This is a genomic window from Chryseobacterium geocarposphaerae, from assembly GCF_002797535.1.
GTDB classification, from domain to species: domain Bacteria; phylum Bacteroidota; class Bacteroidia; order Flavobacteriales; family Weeksellaceae; genus Chryseobacterium; species Chryseobacterium geocarposphaerae.
In genome coordinates this window covers 178,356-197,430 of the sequence record NZ_PGFD01000004.1, presented here as the reverse complement: position 1 = coordinate 197,430, position 19,075 = coordinate 178,356, and the positions used below count along the sequence as shown (strand labels likewise).

Below are 19,075 nucleotides of genomic sequence, written 5' to 3'. Positions count from 1 at the left end.
GATGAAAACGGTAACGAACAGTGGAGAAAACATGTAAAAGGCGAATCCAGAAAGAGAGAAGAAAGACTTTCGGATATTAAACTGAATAGAGACGGTTCTATTATCCTGGCAGGAACCAGCGCAGAAGAATTGGGCAAAGAGAATTGGAAGATTGTAAAGTTGGGAGATCAGCAGGTAGACCAATTAATAGAAAAGCAGGATATCAGGATCTATCCGAATCCGGTATCCGATTATGCGTATGTAGAGATTGGATTTGATTTCAAGGAAGCGGATATTGTGATGTATGATATGTCAGGAAGACAGCTCCAACAAATAAAAACCAAGAACAAGGTCACGAAGATCAATACTCAGCCTTTGATCCAGGGAGCTTACCTGGTTACCATAAAAACAGATACGAATAAAACCGCGAATGCTAAACTGATTAAGAAATAATGAAAAGAAAATATTTACCAATCCTGATGATGATGTCATTTCATTTGTACAATAGTCAGAATTTACCTACCCAAAATAACAACTATGGAATACCTAAAGTTATAGCACCATCTCAGGAAACATTTGCAAATAGTAGAATTAATTTTGAGCAATCCTCAAGTGGAGAATTCAATTATCAACTTCCTATTTATGAAAACCTTAAGACACCTGTCACCTTAAATTATACGAGTGGTGTAAGAGTAGATGACATAGGAAGCAGTACAGGAATGTCATGGCAATTAGGAGCTGGTGGTGTAATTTCAAGAATCGTAAAAGATGAAACTGATGAAAACCATACAAACTGGAAACCTACAACTATAAATGAAGCTTCTGACCTACAACAAATCAAAAGCGCTGCTTTAACAGGTAACGCAATTGATACAGAATATGACTGGTTTAATTTTTCGGTTTCTAGCGGTTTGAGTGGAAGCTTTTATATAGATAAGGATTTGAATGTTTTTATAGAATCAAAAGATAAAGTAAAAATAGAGATTTTTGATTTAAACACTCCTATTGCAGGTTATGGGAAAATGTTGGAATTTAAATTAACAGACAAATACGGCAGTGAATATTATTTCGGAGGGGCACTTACAAATATTGAAAGAACAACATATCAAGCCTCAGGACCTGACCAACAAGCTATTACAGGCTGGTATCTTTATAAAATAATTACACCACAAAAAAAAGAGATAATATATAATTATGCAGTGGAAAATGTTACTTATTATGCGTCTCTTAATGCAGGTTTTAGTGTTCAGCAAAATTGTACAGATAGTTCAGGTACACACTATATATACAGTGACATCAGTAAATCAAAAACAATTTTACAATCGTACAAGCCTCGTTTACTAAACATTGTAGAAGAAAATAAACAAATTTCCTTTATATATGGAAAAGAAAGAAAAGATATCTTTAACAGTAATCCCGAGAACAATCTTCTGACCTCAATAGAAATAAAAAATGGAAATCTTGTCGTTGAAAAATATAATATTGAATATCAAGATGTTCAAAGTTTTGGTGCAGCTACTTATTATGGACTTCCATCAGATGAAAACTCAACAAGAAACAGACATTTTTTAAAATCTCTTAAAAATATTAATAAAAATATCAGTACGGATTTCAGTTATTATGATCTGGATAAACTACCAGCAAGATTCAGTTTAAGCTCAGATTATTATGGATATCCAAATCAAAAAAGTAATTCCTCTCCATTTCCTGCTCCGGCAGCTGAAAACAATTTTGGAATTTTTCAAGGATTTTCCAACATTATGCCATTGTCTATGTTGTCAGCCAATAAAAAGGTTGAGCCTGCGTTGGCATCAGTAGGAAATCTTAAACAAATTACACACTCGACAAAAGGTATTTCGGAAATTGTTTATGAGCCTAACTCAAGCGCTGGGCAGAAAAGTGTAATTGTTTCCGAGCAATATTCTTTGGCTGCAAATTATAATAGCTGTAGTACTGCAACGGATCATCCTTTAGATTCGTTTACCTTTATATCTACCGGTGGAGCAATTACTTGTGAAGGGTATGCGTTTTTTGATGATTTTGCGGGATGTGGGCAACCGGATACTATCCATGACATACATAGCCTTAAGATAACAGATCTTACTACCGGAACGACTTCTTTCCAACAAATCAACAATAAGGTAGACCTTCCCATATCAGCTAATACAGGCACAATCTCCGGACATACCTATAAAGTTGAATATTCTGTAAAATCTACCACAGGAGCAGTTACAGGATATCTCAATTTTTCTTATAACCCTCATACAGTGATACAAAATGAGCCAATTTATTTTGGCGGAAGCAGAGTTGCCTCTATAAAAGAATCAGATGTTGAAGGAGATAATTATATAAGGAAATTCTATTATAATCCATTGGTCGCTATTTCAGACCCGAAAACATCCATTGCAGATTATAACACTATATATATTGGTGCTAATATACGAGAAACGTCAAAATCCTGTCAATTTGGAACTACATTTCCAGTCGTTGAAATAGTAAATATTTATACTGCATACCAGGATAATTTATTGCCAGCTTTTAATCACAGAAAAAATAAAGTCACATATACCGATATAACAGAGCTTATAGAAAATAAAAGTGCAATAGAACGTAAATTTTCATTTTATGAAAATACTGATCCATTTATTGGAAGAGCTCCTGAAATATATAATATTCCAAAAACAAACTCTGGAGAACTCAAATCAAACTTACTCCTGGAGGAAAATATATATAAGTTTGAAAACGGTATTTACAATAAGACTATAAATAAAACTTATAAATATGACTACAATCAGGTTAAAACTTTAAAAAGTTATGTTTTTAAGGAGAATTTTACATACTATCCGGATCCAAATCTTCAGGATCAATTAATTAATATATCACATGGTTATTATGAAAATTATTATGGCTTTTATAATCCAACACAGATTAAAACAATAGAATATCTTTCGAATAATCAATCCTTAACAACGACTATTACTAATAGTTATGCAAATCCCAACCATTATCAGTTAACTTCATCCCAAACCGAATTTCCTGATCAAACGACAGAAGAAATTAGTTATAGCTATGCTCATGAAAAAGGTAATCAGTTAATGATTGATAAAAATATGATAGGTATTCCTTTGATAAGCCAGACAAAAAAGAATAATAACGCAGTAAGTAAAACAGAAACGATTTATCCAACTTCAGTTCCAACTGCTACGACCGGAAACCTAGTACTTCCAACGTCTGTGATCACTTATGATTTACCAAATCTAATTGTTGGTTCAACAGAAATAACTTACGATAAATATGATGATAAAGGTAATCTACTGCAATACACAACCAAAAATGGAGTTCCAGTAACGATTATTTGGGGCTATAATAAAACTCAACCTATAGCCAAGATAGAAGGTGTAGAATTATCCAACATTCAACAGCCTTTAATTGATCTCATCGTTTCAGAATCCGACACTGATGCATTGGCAGGAACAAACAATGATGAAACAGCAATTCTTAATGCATTGGCAACCTTCAGAAATAGCTATCCACGACATCATGTAACTACCTTTACCTATGACCTATTAATTGGAGTAAGAAGCATTACTCCTCCCTCCGGAATCAGGGAAGTATATATCTATGACTCTGCCAACCGTTTGAAAGAAATAAGAGAACAAAGCCAGACGGGCAAAATCTTAAAAGAATATCAATACAATTATAAACACTAATACTAATCACATGAAGAAAATATTTATAGCTATTGGGCTAATAGCTATGCAGATGTATTTTGCACAAGATGAAGATTTTTTACCCAAAATAATCCCATCATCTCCTCAAGCCACAGAATTAGGAAGATATGGAAATGTTCCTGTTGGTATGTTCACAGGAACTCCCAATGTTAACCTAAGTATTTATACATTAAAAGAATCCGGAATAGAAATTCCTATTAATATAACTTATAATTCGAGTGGAGTCCAGGTAGATGGAGTTGCCAAACAGCTGGGTATTGATTGGAATTTAATTGTTGGAGGGATAATCTCAAGACAAATCAATGATATGGATGATTTGGTATATCCCTTCCATCAAGTTGACACTTCAGACCTTTGTAATAGTAACAGTTTTGAAGCAGCAACTATTGCTTCGGGAAGTGTAGATACGGAAAAGGATACTTTTAGTTTTTCCTTTTTAGGAAACTCAGGTAAATTCTTCTTTGACGGTAATACTATTATTCAGACAACCCCCTCGAGTTTAAAAATTGAAAAACTAGCAGCTCCAAATAATGCTACTCCCAAGTTTAAAATAACCGATATTGATGGGACTGAATATTATTTCGGAGGAGGAAATTCTGTAGAAAGCTCATTTAACAGAAGCCATTGTGGAGCAGTTCAGCCACCTGTTATCAATGATACGGCGTGGTATCTTACGAAAATAGTAACCAATCAGGGGCAGGAAGCTTTATTTAACTATTCGCATGAAACTTTCCAATACAACCAATCCTATTATCAGACAGCTTATGCAGCTATTAATGCAGGAGGAGTTTTTTCAAATGCCGTACTCCAACCACCTTGTTATAATGAATTGCGTCATGATGCTTCCTTTTTACAGGAGATCATAGTAAATGATAAAAAAATCCAATTTAATTATCAGAAAATTGATTCCAATTCAAATGAGTCTAAGCAGCTTATTTCAATGGAGATTTACCATAATGCGACCAATTTATTAAAAAAGTATGTTTTCAATTACGATGCATATTTGCCTCCTTCAGATAAGTTGGAGTGGACGAATTCTTATACAAATTCAAATGAGAAACATATTTTTTTGAAGAATGTAAAAGAACTTGAACCTAATAATACAGAAATTGTTACAAAATACGCTTTTGATTATTATTCCCCAGATCAATTAGCTCCAAGACATTCCTTTGCCAAGGATATTTATGGCTATTTGAATAATGCCAATAATAGCAATATTATTTACAATAATCTGATCAATAGTAATCCAACAGGAAATAATGATTATGTTTTCCAGGCTTTTAAATATATATCTTCAAACCGTACCCCAAATTTCCCCTACACAGGAAATGGCATGCTGAAAAATATATACTATCCCACAAAAGGAAGAACTGAATTTATTTATGAATCCAATACCATTCGTAGAGATAAGACAATAACTCCCGGGGAAACTACAATATCAGATGTTTCAATTGCAGAATCTGTTGGTTATAGCACAATTGCCAATTCCTCTGTTTTTACTGTCGCATCAAATACTACCGCTAAATTATATGCTGTAGCTTGGCGTGAATGTGGAGCCGACGATCCCGTGCACCCCCCTCAGGTTATCGTATATGTTTTAAATGCTGATACAGGGGCTACGGTAAAATACTTTACAACAAGCGGACCTTCAGATACTACTGCAGATTTACAGGCCGGAGTTAATTATAAGATTCAGATCAAACTCTCAAGGCCATGTCTGGGAGCCAACGCTTTTATCAATATTCTTCCGGCTCCATATAACATTACTATTAATGATCCGGCAGGGGGAGTAAGAGTCCAAAAGACGCTTGATTATGATAACAATGGGAATACGGAAATAAAGAAATATTATTACAGTGAGTTAGAAACAATGGATAAGACGACTGGAATTCCATCGACCATTCATCCCGATTTTGCGAGGAATGTGGATCAATTTATAGAGGGGAATTTACAAAAGTTAACAATGTTTTCCAATGTCAAAAACAGTATGTTTTCATTGGATGGTTATTCTATCATGTATCCAACTGTTATTGAAGGTTTTGGTGAGAACTTTGAAAAGGGGGGAATTGTTCATCAGTTTTATGGTTCTCAGGATGGATTGCCCGCATATATTTGTGGTAATATGATAAGGGGAGTTTCATTTTCTAATACTTTTCTTGCAGGCCATGAACTTAAAAATCGAAGTATAAGGAAAAATGGAAATAATTTTATTACACTTTCTTCTGATGAATATACTTATTCCCGTAAACCATTATATGATAAAAGCTTTGATAATTTTGTAGCGAAAAAAAGTGAGTTTTATGACCAGAGCGTTCCGGGCAATAACGGAAATTTATCAACTACTTTTTATGCTGTAAACAGTTATCAGACTCAAAGTGAATTTAATTACTTATCATCCAAAAAGAGCACAAAATATGATCTTAATGGTACCCATCCGGTGTTAACCCAGACCGAATATTTCTATGAAAACCCGTCTCACTTCCAGATGAGCAAAGAAAAAGTAACGCTACCAGAAGGAATTGTCAGTGAGACCAATTATCAATATTCCTATGAAAAGGGTAATCAGTTAATGATTGAAAGGAATATGGTAGGAATCCCATTAGAAACCGCAAAAACACAAACAGTTAATGGGATTACCAGTATCTTGTCAAAAACTGAGACTATTTATCCAACATCAGTTCCTACCTCTCAAACAGGAAATTTAGTGCTGCCTACTTCTATTCTTTCGTATAGCCTGCAAAATCCGACAACAGGTTCAATCGAGGTAACTTATGATAAGTATGATTTAAAAGGTAATGTACAACAGTATACGACAAAGAATGGCGTTTCTACAACGATTATCTGGGGATATAATCAAACTCAGCCTATTGCCAAGATTGAAGGAGCAAAACTATCAGATATTAACCAGGCATTGATTTCTTCGATTGTTTCTGCATCCGATACGGATGCGTTAGCTACAATTAATAATGATGAAACTGCATTTTTATCTGTATTGAATAATTTCAGGAATGATCCAAGTTTATCAGCCTATCAAATTACGACGTTCACTTATGATCCATTAACTGGTGTAAGAAGTATCACTCCAGCATCGGGAATCAGGGAAGTATATATCTATGACTCAGCCAACAGATTAAAAGAAGTAAGAGAACAGAACCAGACTGGTAAACTATTGAAAGAATACCAGTATAATTACAAAAACTAATATTACGATGAAAAAATTCATAATTCCTATAAGTGCGTTATTTGTTACAGGGGTTGCACATGCACAATTAAGCACGACAGAAAATTACATCTACACTAAGACCTATCTTGATTATAGCGGAAGCACGGCAACAAAAACTTCAGAATCTGTGCAGTATTTTGACGGGCTAGGGAGACCAAAGCAGGTAATTAATATAAAAGCATCCCCATTAAACAAGGATGTTGTTACTAAAATAGTCTATGACCAGTTCGGGAGACAGACCTTAGATTATCTTCCCGTTCCTCAAACTGGAACCCAGAACGGAGGAATTTACGCAGATCCATTAGCCAATGCTCCAGCCACGCCTTACGGCTCCGAAAAGATCTATGCGGAAAAACAATTGGAAAACTCTCCATTGGATAGAATTCTAAGTCAAAAGCAGGTTGGCAACGCATGGGATAATAAACCCGTACAATTTGGATATGATGCCAATATCGACGGAGAAGTAAAGAAATATGTTGCTACCTTCGATTATGCAGCATTTACCTCTTCCATCACGCTTTCTGCTACAGGCTACGGAGCCAATCAGCTGTATAAAAATACAGTGACCGATGAAGACGGAAACAGCACCATAGAATTTAAAAACGGGAAAGGGCAGGTAGTATTGGTAAGAAAGATGCTCAATGCCACCGACAGTGCCGACACTTATTATGTCTACAATAATTATGATCAGTTAGCCTATGTGATTCCTCCTTTGGCTGTAGCCGCCAATGCTGTGGACGATACTACGCTTAACAACCTTTGCTACCAGTACAAATATGATGACAGAAACCGGTTGGTAGAAAAAAGGCTTCCCGGTAAAGGCTGGGAATACATGGTGTATGACAAAGCGGATAGGCTGGTCCTGACCCAGGATGCTAATTTGAATGCTCAGGGGAAATGGTTATTCACAAAATATGACCAGTATTCCAGACCCATCTATACAGGGATTTTAAATAGTCCACCGGGAAGAGTGCAGCAGGTAGCAGCGGTGGAATCCATGGGATCAAACATTGAAACAAGAGCTGTTTCAGGTTTTAGTGCCAGTGGCATGAATGTTTATTACACCAATAGCACCGCTTATCCTACCAGCAATTTTGAATTGTTAAGTATCAACTATTATGATACTTACCCCCGTTACAGCTTCAACCCTGCTTTTCCGACGGATATTTTGGGGAGCCCTGTTTTAGCAGATGCCCCCGATGTAGAAGGAAGAAGCACCCAAAGCCTTCCCGTAGTAAGTCTCGTAAAAAATATAGAAGATGATAACTGGACGAAGAACTATAGCTACTATGATCTGAAAGGACGAGTAATCGGAAGCTATTCCATCAACCATTTGGGAGGCTATACCCGAACAGAATCAGAACTAGACTTTGCAGGACTGGCGAAGCAGAGCGTTACGTATCATAAAAGACTCTCTACCGATACCGAGCGAGTAATCACCGAAAGCTTTGAATACGACAATCAAAACAGACTGAAAGTCCACAAACATAAAGTAGACTCAAACCCTGAAGAGATCTTAGCGCAGAATGACTACAACGAACTCTCCCAGCTGACCACTAAGAAAGTGGGAGGATCGTCTCTGGGAACCGGACTTCAGGATGTTAATTACACTTACAACATCCGGGGCTGGATGACCCAGATCAATGACCCTGATAACCTAGGAACAGACCTTTTTGGGTATAAGATCAATTACAACCAGGTTCAGGGCTTACCATTTCCTAATGCAGACTTTTCAAATCTCGAAGTAAAACCCAGATACAATGGGAATATTGCAGAAGTATCTTGGAAAACCCTGACCGAAGAGAACGAACCCTTAAAAAGATACGGTTATGTGTATGATGGACTGAACAGGCTGCAGGCAGGCTTTTACCAGAAGGACACCAATCCTTCTGCCCAGGAATACTTTGAAAAAATAGACTATGACCTGAACGGAAACATCAGTAGACTCAAGAGATCAGCAGAATTAACGGCGAACTCTCCCACAGCATTGTTGATTGACAATCTGAAATATGATTATACTGGAAACAGGCTTACCAAAGTTACTGAAGAACAGATCGGAGCCAGCAATGGCTATCCTTATTTGTCAGCTCACAATACCATTACCTACGATGATAATGGAAATATGATCAGTCATAGAGACAAACAGCTAGGATTAATACAATACAATCTGTTGAATCTACCGAATAAGATGACTAGCACAGGGACCAAGCTCGTAAAGACTTATGCCAATATCTACAGAGCAGATGGAACAAAAGTATCAAAGACTGTTTCATTCAATGGAGAAATAAGAACAACAGTATATTTAGATGGTTTTCAGTATAGTTTTTATACCGGTTCGTTTCCTCCGGTAACTCCTATGGGATTACAGTTTGTTCCGACTTCTGAAGGTTATTATGATTTTACGACGAATTCGTATATTTACAATTACACTGATCATTTAGGAAACGTGAGATTAAGTTACACAGATACAAGCAAAGACGGGATAATACAGCCAAGAAGCTATATGGTACAACAATGCGATGGGCCGTTTGATCCACTGAATATGCCCAACTGTATTGATTATTGGAAACCTGGAGAAATTGTAGAGATTAATAATTATTACCCATTTGGATTGTTGCACAACTACACTACAACGACTCAAAATGCCTATCAGTATAAGTACAACGGAAAGGAGTTGCAAGAGACTGGGATGTATGATTATGGAGCGAGATTTTATATGCCTGATTTAGGAAGATGGGGTGTTGTTGATCCACTCACGGAACAATATAGAAGACATTCTACTTATAATTATGCTGTGAACAATCCAATCAGATTTATTGATCCTGATGGGATGAAGATTGAATACGCTGATGATCCAAATAAATCTAAAAAAGAAAACAGAGAATTGAGACGGGAGTTCAAAAGATCTCAAAGAGAATTAAATAGAAGTTCTGAAGAAGCAAGAAATAATTGGAATACATTAGTTAAATCTAAGAATGTTCATACTATACACCTTAACCAAAAGGATTCAGAAGGAAATCTTATTTCAAATATAACTGAACCTAAGAATGGATATAATACTGAAACTGGAGGAGGAACAGATATTTATATAGATTTAAATAAAACAACTTCTCAAGGTGTTGATTTAGGAACTAATATAGTTGGGATAGGTCATGAAGAAGGACATGCTTTTAGATTTGATCAAGGAAAAGTAGAAGGAGACTATGAAGGGAATATTTCTGATCCCAATTATTTTTTCAAGTCATTACAACATGCTGCTAACGTAAGACAAACGGAAGAGAAAGAAGTTTCACATATTGAGAATGTAATTAGAGCTCAAATTGACCCAACAGGAACTAAAATTCTCTTAAGACAAACATTTGAAAACGCACCAAATGTTACTTTAGACCCTTTTACAGGAAAAATAAAACAAGGAACAGTAAATTTAAATGTAATAAAACCAGGATATGATTATTATAAGAAGAAAAAATAATGCCATCATTAGCATTGCTTATTTTATTATTTTATTATTTTATACAAGTTGTAAAAGCCAAGTAGCTATTTCGAGTGATAAAAAATGTGTATTGGCAACTTCTAATAAAGAAATGATATTAGATGTAGGAAATAATGAAATATTAAAGAATCAATTAAAAGAATTTTATGATAGAAATAATAAATATGATATTATTTTATATAAATCAAAATCGGGAGAAATTGACATCATCTTTAAAAGAATCTATAATAAAGACAATAAATGGTTCTATATTGAAGTTTCTAATAATAAAATAATTACTCAAAAAGAAATGAACATAAACAATTCAGATTTTGAAATATTATTTAAGAATTTTGAAAATGTTGGAATGTATAAAAATTGTGGAATGTGTTTTGGATGTTATAATTATTTTAGTTTAATAAAAAAAGATAAAAAAATATTTAGTTATTATTATGATTCTTTGTCTGATAATTTAAGTGACGCTGATTTAGCGAAACTAGAACCATATAGGAAAATATTAGATTTTTTTAGCCAATACAATCTGTCATTTGTTAAATAGTATATAATTTTAGTGTACAACTAAGAATCCGTACCAATATAAGTACCAAGGACAAGAGTTGGTAGTGTTTCAGAGTTAGTGATGAGCCTTTTTTGAAAATTAAATCATTGATTTTCAGTAACTATTAAAAATGATAATCTTAAAACAAGGGTAGGTAATACCTGCTCTCGTTTATTTTTGAAGAAAAAAGCATAGGTAAATGATTGAAGATCATCCTGGTGTATCAGAGTTAGTGATGGATGATTTGGGAAATAATAATATACCGATCATTTGGATAAAGGTATTTCTTCCATTCAGTATAATTATTTAATTTACCCAGGCAGATTACCCAGGACTCTAAGGTAACCCAGTATACCTACAGAGCTGATGGAAGCAAAGTAAAAAAGCTCTTTGGAGATATAGAAACCGATTATCTGGATGGGTTCCAGTACAAATCCACGTTTTTAATAGAATCCTGGAACGGCGAAGGGACATTTATTCCGATCCTAATGAAGTCCCGGAACTGAAACTAAGAATTATTCCTACTGCGGAAGGTTATTATGATGCCTTGCTCAATCAGTATGTCTATAATTTTACGGATCATTTAGGCAATATAAGATTGAGTTATACTGATAATAATAAAGATGGAGTTATACAGCCGCGACAGTATTCAGTGACCCAGTGTATCGGAAAATTTGGTTGTACCACGGTTTGGAAACCGGGAGAGATTGTGGAAGTTAACAATTATTACCCATTTGGAATGTTACATAATTATACGGCAACAACACAAAATGCTTATCAGTACAAGTACAATGGTAAGGAATTGCAGGAGACGGGGATGTATGATTATGGCGCAAGATTCTATATGCCGGATATTGGAAGATGGGGTGTAGTAGATCCGCTGGCGGAGAAAATGAGAAGACACTCTCCATATAATTATGCGTTTAATAATCCGATTCGGTTTATTGATCCTGATGGAAGGCAAGGAACGGACTGGGTTGGAAAAACTGATGCTAATGGAAGTACACAATGGCATTGGGAGGACAAGATAAAAAGTGCCTCGCAAGCCGCCGCTGCTGGTTACGATAGTTATTCTGATGGTGTTACTAATAATACTTATAAATCTATATCTGGATCTGAAGTAACATTAAAAACTGAAGGAAATTGGTCTGAAGATTTTACTGATGTTAATCGTGAAAGATTAGGTGCAGCAATTAACAATTGTAATGCTTGCAAGCAATTGGAAGGTGTTGAAAAAGCTTTATTTATAGGCGTTCCTGTTGCTCTTGCTACCGGAGGAGTTGGTGGGTTTGCGTTCTCTGGTGAAATGACAGCCACGGCTGTTGGAGGAAGATTTTTAACAGATGCCTCTGTGCAGACAGCAGCTAACTTCTCTACCAACGGAGGAAACTTAGGCAAAGCTTTAAGTAATGTGAATGTAACTCAGTCTCTGTTAGCAGGTGCAGGAATGAGCTATATTGGGAATGCTGTTGTTTCAACAGCTGTTAATCTAAATGCTGCTGATAGTAAATCAGTCTTCACAGGTGGTGTATCTGCTCAGACCTATGTAACCCAGGCAGGGCTGAGTATTGTAGGAGGAGCCGCAGTAAATAAGATTACGAGTTCATCGTCATTTAAAAGTACCGTGATTGGTTCTTATATGCGTACCACTTCAAGCTTTGGACAGACTGCAGGAACAGCGGTTGCTAATGTATTGATGAATACCCCTGATTATACCAGAGCAACCCTTCAAAATAAAGTGCCATGATGAAGAAGCTTTTAGGAAGGATCCACTATTATCTTTGTGTAAAAGAATCCAAATGGAATATTGTATTTCTTTTTATTTTGATTTCTCCATTATTATGGTATATATATATTAAGCAGTCTCCGATAAAAAAAGGAAACTACACTATTGCTTATGCTACAAAAATGTATTGGCCGATAATATCTTATAAAAGAATAGAGTATAATTATAATGTAAAAGGTGAAAATTATGAAGCTACCAATATTTACGCATTAGATCCGGAAGTTAAAATCCCTGCAAGATATTTGGTACAGTTTTCATTGGAAGATCATTCTTTCTCTACCATTTATCCTAACATTCCTGTACCGGATAGCATTAAGGTTGCTCCGTCAGAAGGCTGGAAGGAGCTTCCGGAATGGGCTAAGAGTAAATAAAAATAGCCCCCTGCTGCGCAAAGTCTCCCGACTTTGAGCGGATAAATATAGAAAAACCTCGCACTTGCGAGGTTTTTTGTGTTATAAATATACAAAATTGTAAGTATTCCCAACGTTGGACAGAATTATATCATCATTTTGTATTGTAATATTTTATCCAACTCTTAATTTCACTTTGCTTCATTCAGAAATGATCGAAACGATAGTTTAGGAATTATTAATTAATACCCCGCCGTAAAACGCTCACGAATATGATTATTTTGTTCCAATTCATCCACCAAAGCTACTGCAACATCCTCTACAGACAATACACTTCTTCCGTTTTCATCAAAAACCGGATTTTCTAAACCTGTTCTGTATTTTCCTGTTCTTACTCCTGCAGTTCCCTGATGCATTTCAATAGCAGGACTGAAGAACGTCCAGTCTAACGTTTTATTTTCTTTAATTTTATTTAAATAATCTCTTGCTGCGGTTGCTCCTGGCTTAATTTCGGCTGGGAAATCCGGTCCGTCTACCAATTGATTTCCATCAATAAATAAACTTCCTGCTCCTCCTACTGTAATAAATCTTTTTACTCCGGACTTTTCAACTGCATTTTCAATATTTATGGAACCGTTTAAGAAATCATCGTAAAGATTAGGATTCGTCCATCCTGCGTTAAAAGCACTGATTACGGCGTCATTACCTTTTAAAGCTTCCGCCAGTTCGTCTACATTCTTCACATCAACACTTTTTGCTGATACATTTTCGTTTTGCTGAACTTTAGAAGCATCTCTTACAATAGCTTCTACTTTGTATCCTCTGTTTGCTAATTCGTTAACGATTTGTGTTCCCACAAACCCGGTTGCACCGATTACTGCTACTTTTTTCATATGATTTAAAATTAAATTGTAATAATTTTTGTTACATTTATAGTTAAAAAATTTTATTCGAACTGATCACTAAATTCCTGAAGCGATTTATTTCCTAAAAAATTCAAAACCAGCTGATCTGTTTCTATAAATAAATTATGTAAATGTTGATTGATTTCTTTTCCAACACTACAGGCAGGATTAGGATTTTGATTTTTCTTTCCCAGCACATCAGTATTTTTCACTACTGAATAAATTTCAGAAATACTGATCAATTCCGCATTTTTAGAAAGTTGGCTTCCTCCCTCCTTTCCTTGTTTGCTTATAATAAGCCCTGCTTCTCTCAATACACTGATTTCTTTACGTATGATAACAGGATTTATATTGATACTACCTGCAATCCACTCAGAACTTAACCAATCCTGAGGTGATTTCGCTAATAAAGTCATAATATGTATTGCCGTGGCAAATCTTGTATTGTTCATTTTACTTATGCAAAGATAAGCAAATTTTTAATTGTAACAAATTTTATTACAATTAAATTATAAAATTAGTTTATCCAGGTCTAAAAGCAGGTAATTAATATTCTGATTAATGGTTCTTGTAGCCGATTGCATCTGGTTAAGCATTGCTGCTCTGTTATGAAGATCATTGGCTCTGTAATATCCTCCGTCACTAAAAATCACCGAATGATCTGCTGCGTTTTTATCATCGTCAAACTGATAATGAAGCCATCTCTCTTTCATGCTGCTGATAATAGAATGCTGTTCTTTATTTGAGAACTTTTTTTCGGTGTACATATACCAAATGAACGGGGGAAAATTAGGAGATTCCAGTTTCCCATTCCATATATCCCGCAAAAGGTTTCTCTGATGAATAAATTCTACTTTTCTCCCTTTAGGATTAAGAGTAGCCAACCCCAAACCGGCACCTAGAGCACCTCCGCTAATATCTATTGCGCTGCTCCATGCATCACTTTTGACAATTCCGCCTGCAATAGATGCCGCTGCACCAGTAACAATAGAATATAAAATCATCTTGTTATTTCGGGAATCATTCAGATTATCCACATAATTTCCAATTTGCGCTACTCTTTCACCTTCACAGTCAAATTCTGCAGCAACCGCATCCAATTCCGTTAATGCAATGGTTATTTTACTATTAATCACGCTTTTTAACTGCAATACTTTTACCTGAGCGCTCAACGATGAATCTTTTTTAAGATCAATAATTTTATGAACCTCATCAAGATTATTTAATGCATTCAAGATTAAAATACTCTGATCAGAAAATATTCCTTTTAATTCCTTATTTGCAAGGAGAATAGAGTCCGAATTGTATGACGGTAGTTTATTGGTATAATTATATTTAAAAGGAGCCTTGCAATAGCTATCTCTCAGGGTAAGAATATTTTGTTTGATTGCCTGATTTTTCTTGGAAACACAAGACGTTAAAAAACTAAAAATTATCAAAACGTAAAACAGTTTTCTCATATCGTTGTATTTATGTTCTTGGTAAGCTAAAAAAGTGGAAACAAACTAACACTAATATACTATAAATAAAAAAATTCGCCCGGGTTCAGGTGAATTTTTAAGCTATTTTTAAGGACAGACTATTTAATTCCTAGCAGTTCCACTTCAAAAACAAGTGTGCTGTTCGGACCTATTTCTTTGCTAATCTCCTGGTCTCCATATGCCAAATGCGGAGGAATGATAAGTCTCCATTTACTACCTACAGACATAAGCTGAAGCGCTTCTGTCCATCCTGAAATTACTCTGTTTAGCGGAAAAGAAGCTGGTGTCCCTCTTTTTACAGAGCTGTCAAAAACTTTCCCGGTAATTGTCGTTCCGTGATAGTGGCATTTTACGTTAGATCTGGGACCAGGTTTTGCACCTTCGCCTTCTGTAATGATTTCATACTGTAATCCACTTGGCAAAGTAACAACACTTTCTCTCTTCCCATATTCTTCCATATATTCTTTACCGTCTTTCAGGTTTTTCTCTGCCAGTTCTTTTTTACGCTTAAATAACAAATCTGCTACTCCCATAATTAAATATTTTTACAAAGATAAGATTTTAAGACGGGAAGAAAGAAGTTGAAAAAGAATAAGTTATTTTGGAATATACTATTCAAAAACGCATCGATTAATCAATTTATTTTCAATCTATTATAACTGAATTTCTTTAAAATTATTTTCCCTTCTTCAAAAAATTCAAATATCATTAATACTGCGTTAACAACATTTTGGAAACTTGGCGTTATAATTGGATTTAAAAACTGAATGCCAGATCCACTAAAATATAACAAGAACTTCGACAAACTCTCGTATGAAGAAAAACAACTTCTGGAAGAAACGAAGAAAAGTATCGCTGATTTTGTAGAACAATCTCCTTCTATAAGTGATGTCAACTACGCTACCAGAAATGCTCATGCAAAAACTTACGCTGTTTTGTCAGGATATTTTATTATTGATCCCCATCTTCCGCAAGACTTAAAATATCTTTTTGATAAGGAAAAATATGATATTGTCGCCAGACTTTCCAACGCCAATCTAAAAATAAAAAAGAACAAAAAAGATATTCCGGCGTATGGTTTTTCGATCAAGATAAAAGATGATGCCGGACGTACAATCTCCAATTATCCCCTGGTAAATTTTCCTTTGTTTCCCACCAATTCTGTTTCTGCATTTTTAAAAATGTTTACAGCCATCAATAAATTTTATGCCAAAAAATGGGGTAACTGGACATCATTTATAAGGAATCTATGGAAAGTAGTCCCTTCTTTGCTGACATTCTCTTTTATAAAACATAGTATTGGCCTTTTCCTGAAAAGAAATGATTTTATCCTATCCTTTGATTATTATTCGGTGGGCGCATACAGACTTGATGATAAAATGATGAAAATAAAAATAAGCCCCCAAAGCATCCAGAAAAAATGCGGGACGAGAAGGGAGGTAAAGAAGTCTATCAAAAACTATTTTGAAAGTAATGATTATGAGGCAGAAGTTTTTATTCAGCTCTGTTATGATCTAAAATACCAACCGATCAATCAATTAAATATTGAATGGAAAAACTCTCCTTTCATAAAATTGGGAAAAATAAGATTTGAAAGAAATGCATTTCAAAGTTCAGATAGCTGCGACAATGAATTATTGTCTTTTAATCCTTTTGAAAGTGCAGAGATCTTTCAGCCGGTCGGGAAAATTCAGAAATTGAGGGATGAAGCCTATAAAGTTTCTCAGCAGACAAGAAAAAAAATCAATAAGCTTTTAAAGTATAAGTGATTTTAGCAGAAACCTGAGCTTAAATTTTTCGTAAAAAAAGCCGTCTCAATTGAGACAGCTTATTTTTTTATTCTTCCATTTCTTTTTCATCATCTCCCGTTACTTTTTCCGGGAATATAACTGATAAAAGAACCGATATCACTAATACCCCGCCTACAATACCTAATGATACAGGTGACGGAATGTGAATCCAAGGTGCAATTAACATTTTTACACCGATGAAAGATAAGATAATTGCCAATCCGTAAGGTAATTTGCTAAACATATGAATAAAATTTGCCAATAGGAAATACAAAGATCTCAGTCCTAAAATTGCAAAAATATTTGATGTATAAAGAATAAACGGATCATTTGAAATAGCAAAAATTGCAGGGATAGAATCTACAGCAAAAAGAACATCAGTAAATTCGATAACCGCAACTACAACCAATAAAGGTGTTGCCATTTTTATTCCATTCTGGATGGTAAAGAATTTATCTCCATCATAATTGTCAGAAACCTTCCAGAATTTCTTCACCAATTTCGCTCCTGGTGTATCACTGAAATCTTCATTATCGTCATCATCTCCTTCACCCCAGGATTTAATTCCGGCATACACCAAAAACAATCCGAACAAGGTCATCACAATATTAATCTTCACAGGATGCCCGAAAATATTCATTTCCGGAAGGTAAGTAAGATTGATAAGACCTACTCCAGCAAAAATAAAAATCGCTCTGAAAATCAAAGCTCCAATAATCCCCCAAAAAAGGACTTTATGATGGAGGTGTTTTGGTACTTTAAAGAAACCAAAAACAAGGATAAATACAAACAGATTATCTACCGAAAGAGCTTTCTCGATCCAATACGCCGCCTGATACTGTGTGAATTTTTCTACAGCCAGCGCATGACTTTCGGGGGATGCATCTGTATTGAATGCCCAATATACCACTCCAGAGAAAACCATCGATAAAGAAATCCAGACAATAGACCAGATGGTAGCTTCTTTGGAAGAGACTTCATGACTTTTTTTATTAAATACTCCCAAGTCAAGGAGCAACATGATAACTACCGTTATCGCAAATCCCCAAACCAACCCCGGATGAAGATCTAAAATACCTTGATGTTTATCCACTTTAATGTACTTATAATATGATAAAAGCAATAGTTGCACGATGTACAATTATTGCTAGTTTACTATTGTTTGATTTGTAATAAGTTTTACAAATACTTTTGCTTCACAGTTTCAATTGTCTGCTGCAATTTTCTGTCTGCAGTAGGGTCTCCGATCGCGTTGAATTTCCATTCTCCGTTTCTTTTATAAAAAACACCCATTACCATGGCAACATGACCTTTGAAAGAGGCATCGTTTGCAATATCGTATTTAGCAAAAACTTCTCTTACGTTGGTTGGAGTTCCTTCATAAATTCTGATTGAAGCAAAGGGAATTGTTCCGAAATCCTGGCCTTTATAGCTGTTCAGCACCAATGCAACATGTTCAACATTAGATTCTAAATTACTGAAATCTACTGTTATCACTTCATTATCAAGACCGTCGTCTCCATTTACATCTCCTGTTAAATCATCTCCACTATGTTTTACAGATCCGTTTTTAGATTTCAGATTCCCAAAATAAATTACTTCAGTTGCATTTTTGTTTGAATCATATAAAATACAGCTTCCGTCTAAATCTACCGCTTCTTTTGTAACTCCGCCGAAAAAGCCTTTTTTCTCAATTGCTCCCCAGTTTATCCCAACACAAGCCTGAGTAAGCGTTGTTCCGTTTTCCTTGGTCAGGTTTATTCTTTGACCTTTTTGTAAGTTAATAGCCATTTATATTT

General features: G+C 35.1%; 14 protein-coding genes. 8 read left to right on the top strand and 6 right to left on the bottom strand.

Annotated features, from left to right (window positions below):
• The 7 genes from CLV73_RS18775 to CLV73_RS18745 form a co-directional block, all read left to right on the top strand.
• Positions 1 to 432, top strand: a 432-nt coding sequence (locus CLV73_RS18775; RefSeq protein ID WP_157798827.1) for a T9SS type A sorting domain-containing protein, incomplete at its 5' end; no start/stop codon positions are given.
• The gene (locus CLV73_RS18770; protein ID WP_157798826.1) at positions 432 to 3,689 is read left to right on the top strand and encodes a hypothetical protein; all 3,258 of its coding nucleotides are present in this window, start codon (positions 432 to 434) and stop codon (positions 3,687 to 3,689) included. The genes CLV73_RS18775 and CLV73_RS18770, both read left to right, overlap by 1 nt.
• 10 nt (positions 3,690 to 3,699) lie before the next feature.
• Entirely contained in the window at positions 3,700 to 6,912 is a 3,213-nt protein-coding gene (locus CLV73_RS18765; RefSeq protein WP_157798825.1) for a hypothetical protein, read from the top strand.
• 7 nt (positions 6,913 to 6,919) lie between these two features.
• Complete coding sequence (locus CLV73_RS18760; RefSeq protein WP_228424445.1) at positions 6,920 to 10,405, top strand: DUF6443 domain-containing protein; 3,486 nt, start codon at positions 6,920 to 6,922, stop codon at positions 10,403 to 10,405.
• Entirely contained in the window at positions 10,380 to 10,964 is a 585-nt protein-coding gene (locus tag CLV73_RS18755; RefSeq protein ID WP_100378402.1) for a hypothetical protein, read from the top strand. Before CLV73_RS18760 ends, CLV73_RS18755 begins: the two co-directional genes overlap by 26 nt.
• A gap of 598 nt (positions 10,965 to 11,562) precedes the next feature.
• The gene (locus CLV73_RS19235; protein WP_317044639.1) at positions 11,563 to 12,711 is read left to right on the top strand and encodes an RHS repeat-associated core domain-containing protein; all 1,149 of its coding nucleotides are present in this window, start codon (positions 11,563 to 11,565) and stop codon (positions 12,709 to 12,711) included.
• On the top strand, positions 12,708 to 13,121 hold the full coding sequence (locus CLV73_RS18745; RefSeq protein ID WP_100378401.1) for a hypothetical protein: 414 nt from the start codon (positions 12,708 to 12,710) through the stop codon (positions 13,119 to 13,121). The genes CLV73_RS19235 and CLV73_RS18745 overlap by 4 nt, the downstream gene beginning before the upstream one ends.
• A gap of 221 nt (positions 13,122 to 13,342) precedes the next feature.
• Here CLV73_RS18745 and CLV73_RS18740 read toward each other — a convergent pair whose 3' ends face one another.
• The 4 genes from CLV73_RS18740 to CLV73_RS18725 all read right to left on the bottom strand — a co-directional run bounded on the left by CLV73_RS18740 (position 13,343) and on the right by CLV73_RS18725 (position 16,019).
• Complete coding sequence (locus CLV73_RS18740) at positions 13,343 to 13,993, bottom strand: NAD(P)-dependent oxidoreductase (protein WP_100378400.1); 651 nt, start codon at positions 13,991 to 13,993, stop codon at positions 13,343 to 13,345.
• 53 nt (positions 13,994 to 14,046) lie between these two features.
• The gene (locus tag CLV73_RS18735) at positions 14,047 to 14,457 is read right to left on the bottom strand and encodes an Rrf2 family transcriptional regulator (RefSeq protein WP_100378399.1); all 411 of its coding nucleotides are present in this window, start codon (positions 14,455 to 14,457) and stop codon (positions 14,047 to 14,049) included.
• Between the two features lie 57 nt (positions 14,458 to 14,514).
• Positions 14,515 to 15,465, bottom strand: a complete 951-nt coding sequence (locus CLV73_RS18730) for a hypothetical protein (protein WP_100378398.1) — start codon at positions 15,463 to 15,465, stop codon at positions 14,515 to 14,517.
• A 119-nt stretch (positions 15,466 to 15,584) separates the two neighbouring features.
• Complete coding sequence (locus tag CLV73_RS18725; protein WP_100378397.1) at positions 15,585 to 16,019, bottom strand: FKBP-type peptidyl-prolyl cis-trans isomerase; 435 nt, start codon at positions 16,017 to 16,019, stop codon at positions 15,585 to 15,587.
• Positions 16,020 to 16,253: 234 nt separating this feature from the next.
• Here CLV73_RS18725 and CLV73_RS18720 point away from each other — a divergent pair, with 234 nt between their 5' ends.
• Complete coding sequence (locus CLV73_RS18720; RefSeq protein ID WP_100378396.1) at positions 16,254 to 17,255, top strand: catalase family protein; 1,002 nt, start codon at positions 16,254 to 16,256, stop codon at positions 17,253 to 17,255.
• Positions 17,256 to 17,322: 67 nt separating this feature from the next.
• On the opposite strand, the gene CLV73_RS18715 is transcribed toward CLV73_RS18720, so the two are convergent.
• Both CLV73_RS18715 and CLV73_RS18710 read right to left on the bottom strand, forming a co-directional pair.
• Positions 17,323 to 18,369: a TerC/Alx family metal homeostasis membrane protein gene (locus CLV73_RS18715; RefSeq protein ID WP_100378395.1), complete on the bottom strand. Its 1,047-nt coding sequence runs from the start codon at positions 18,367 to 18,369 to the stop codon at positions 17,323 to 17,325.
• 86 nt (positions 18,370 to 18,455) lie between these two features.
• A complete protein-coding gene (locus tag CLV73_RS18710) occupies positions 18,456 to 19,067 on the bottom strand; it encodes a TerD family protein (protein WP_100378394.1) in 612 nt (203 codons plus the stop codon).
• Positions 19,068 to 19,075: the final 8 nt, after the last annotated feature.

What these genes read in the sequence shown, in the direction of transcription:
- CLV73_RS18720 (WP_100378396.1), top strand. Translation starts at nt 16,254, where the DNA reads ATGCCAGATCCACTAAAATATAACAAGAACTTCGACAAACTCTCGTAT.
- CLV73_RS18760 (WP_228424445.1), top strand. Translation starts at nt 6,920, where the DNA reads ATGAAAAAATTCATAATTCCTATAAGTGCGTTATTTGTTACAGGGGTT.
- CLV73_RS18770 (WP_157798826.1), top strand. Translation starts at nt 432, where the DNA reads ATGAAAAGAAAATATTTACCAATCCTGATGATGATGTCATTTCATTTG.
- CLV73_RS18730 (WP_100378398.1), bottom strand. Translation starts at nt 15,465, where the DNA reads ATGAGAAAACTGTTTTACGTTTTGATAATTTTTAGTTTTTTAACGTCT.
- CLV73_RS18755 (WP_100378402.1), top strand. Translation starts at nt 10,380, where the DNA reads ATGATTATTATAAGAAGAAAAAATAATGCCATCATTAGCATTGCTTAT.
- CLV73_RS18765 (WP_157798825.1), top strand. Translation starts at nt 3,700, where the DNA reads ATGAAGAAAATATTTATAGCTATTGGGCTAATAGCTATGCAGATGTAT.
- CLV73_RS18710 (WP_100378394.1), bottom strand. Translation starts at nt 19,067, where the DNA reads ATGGCTATTAACTTACAAAAAGGTCAAAGAATAAACCTGACCAAGGAA.
- CLV73_RS18740 (WP_100378400.1), bottom strand. Translation starts at nt 13,993, where the DNA reads ATGAAAAAAGTAGCAGTAATCGGTGCAACCGGGTTTGTGGGAACACAA.
- CLV73_RS18735 (WP_100378399.1), bottom strand. Translation starts at nt 14,457, where the DNA reads ATGAACAATACAAGATTTGCCACGGCAATACATATTATGACTTTATTA.
- CLV73_RS18745 (WP_100378401.1), top strand. Translation starts at nt 12,708, where the DNA reads ATGATGAAGAAGCTTTTAGGAAGGATCCACTATTATCTTTGTGTAAAA.
- CLV73_RS18725 (WP_100378397.1), bottom strand. Translation starts at nt 16,019, where the DNA reads ATGGGAGTAGCAGATTTGTTATTTAAGCGTAAAAAAGAACTGGCAGAG.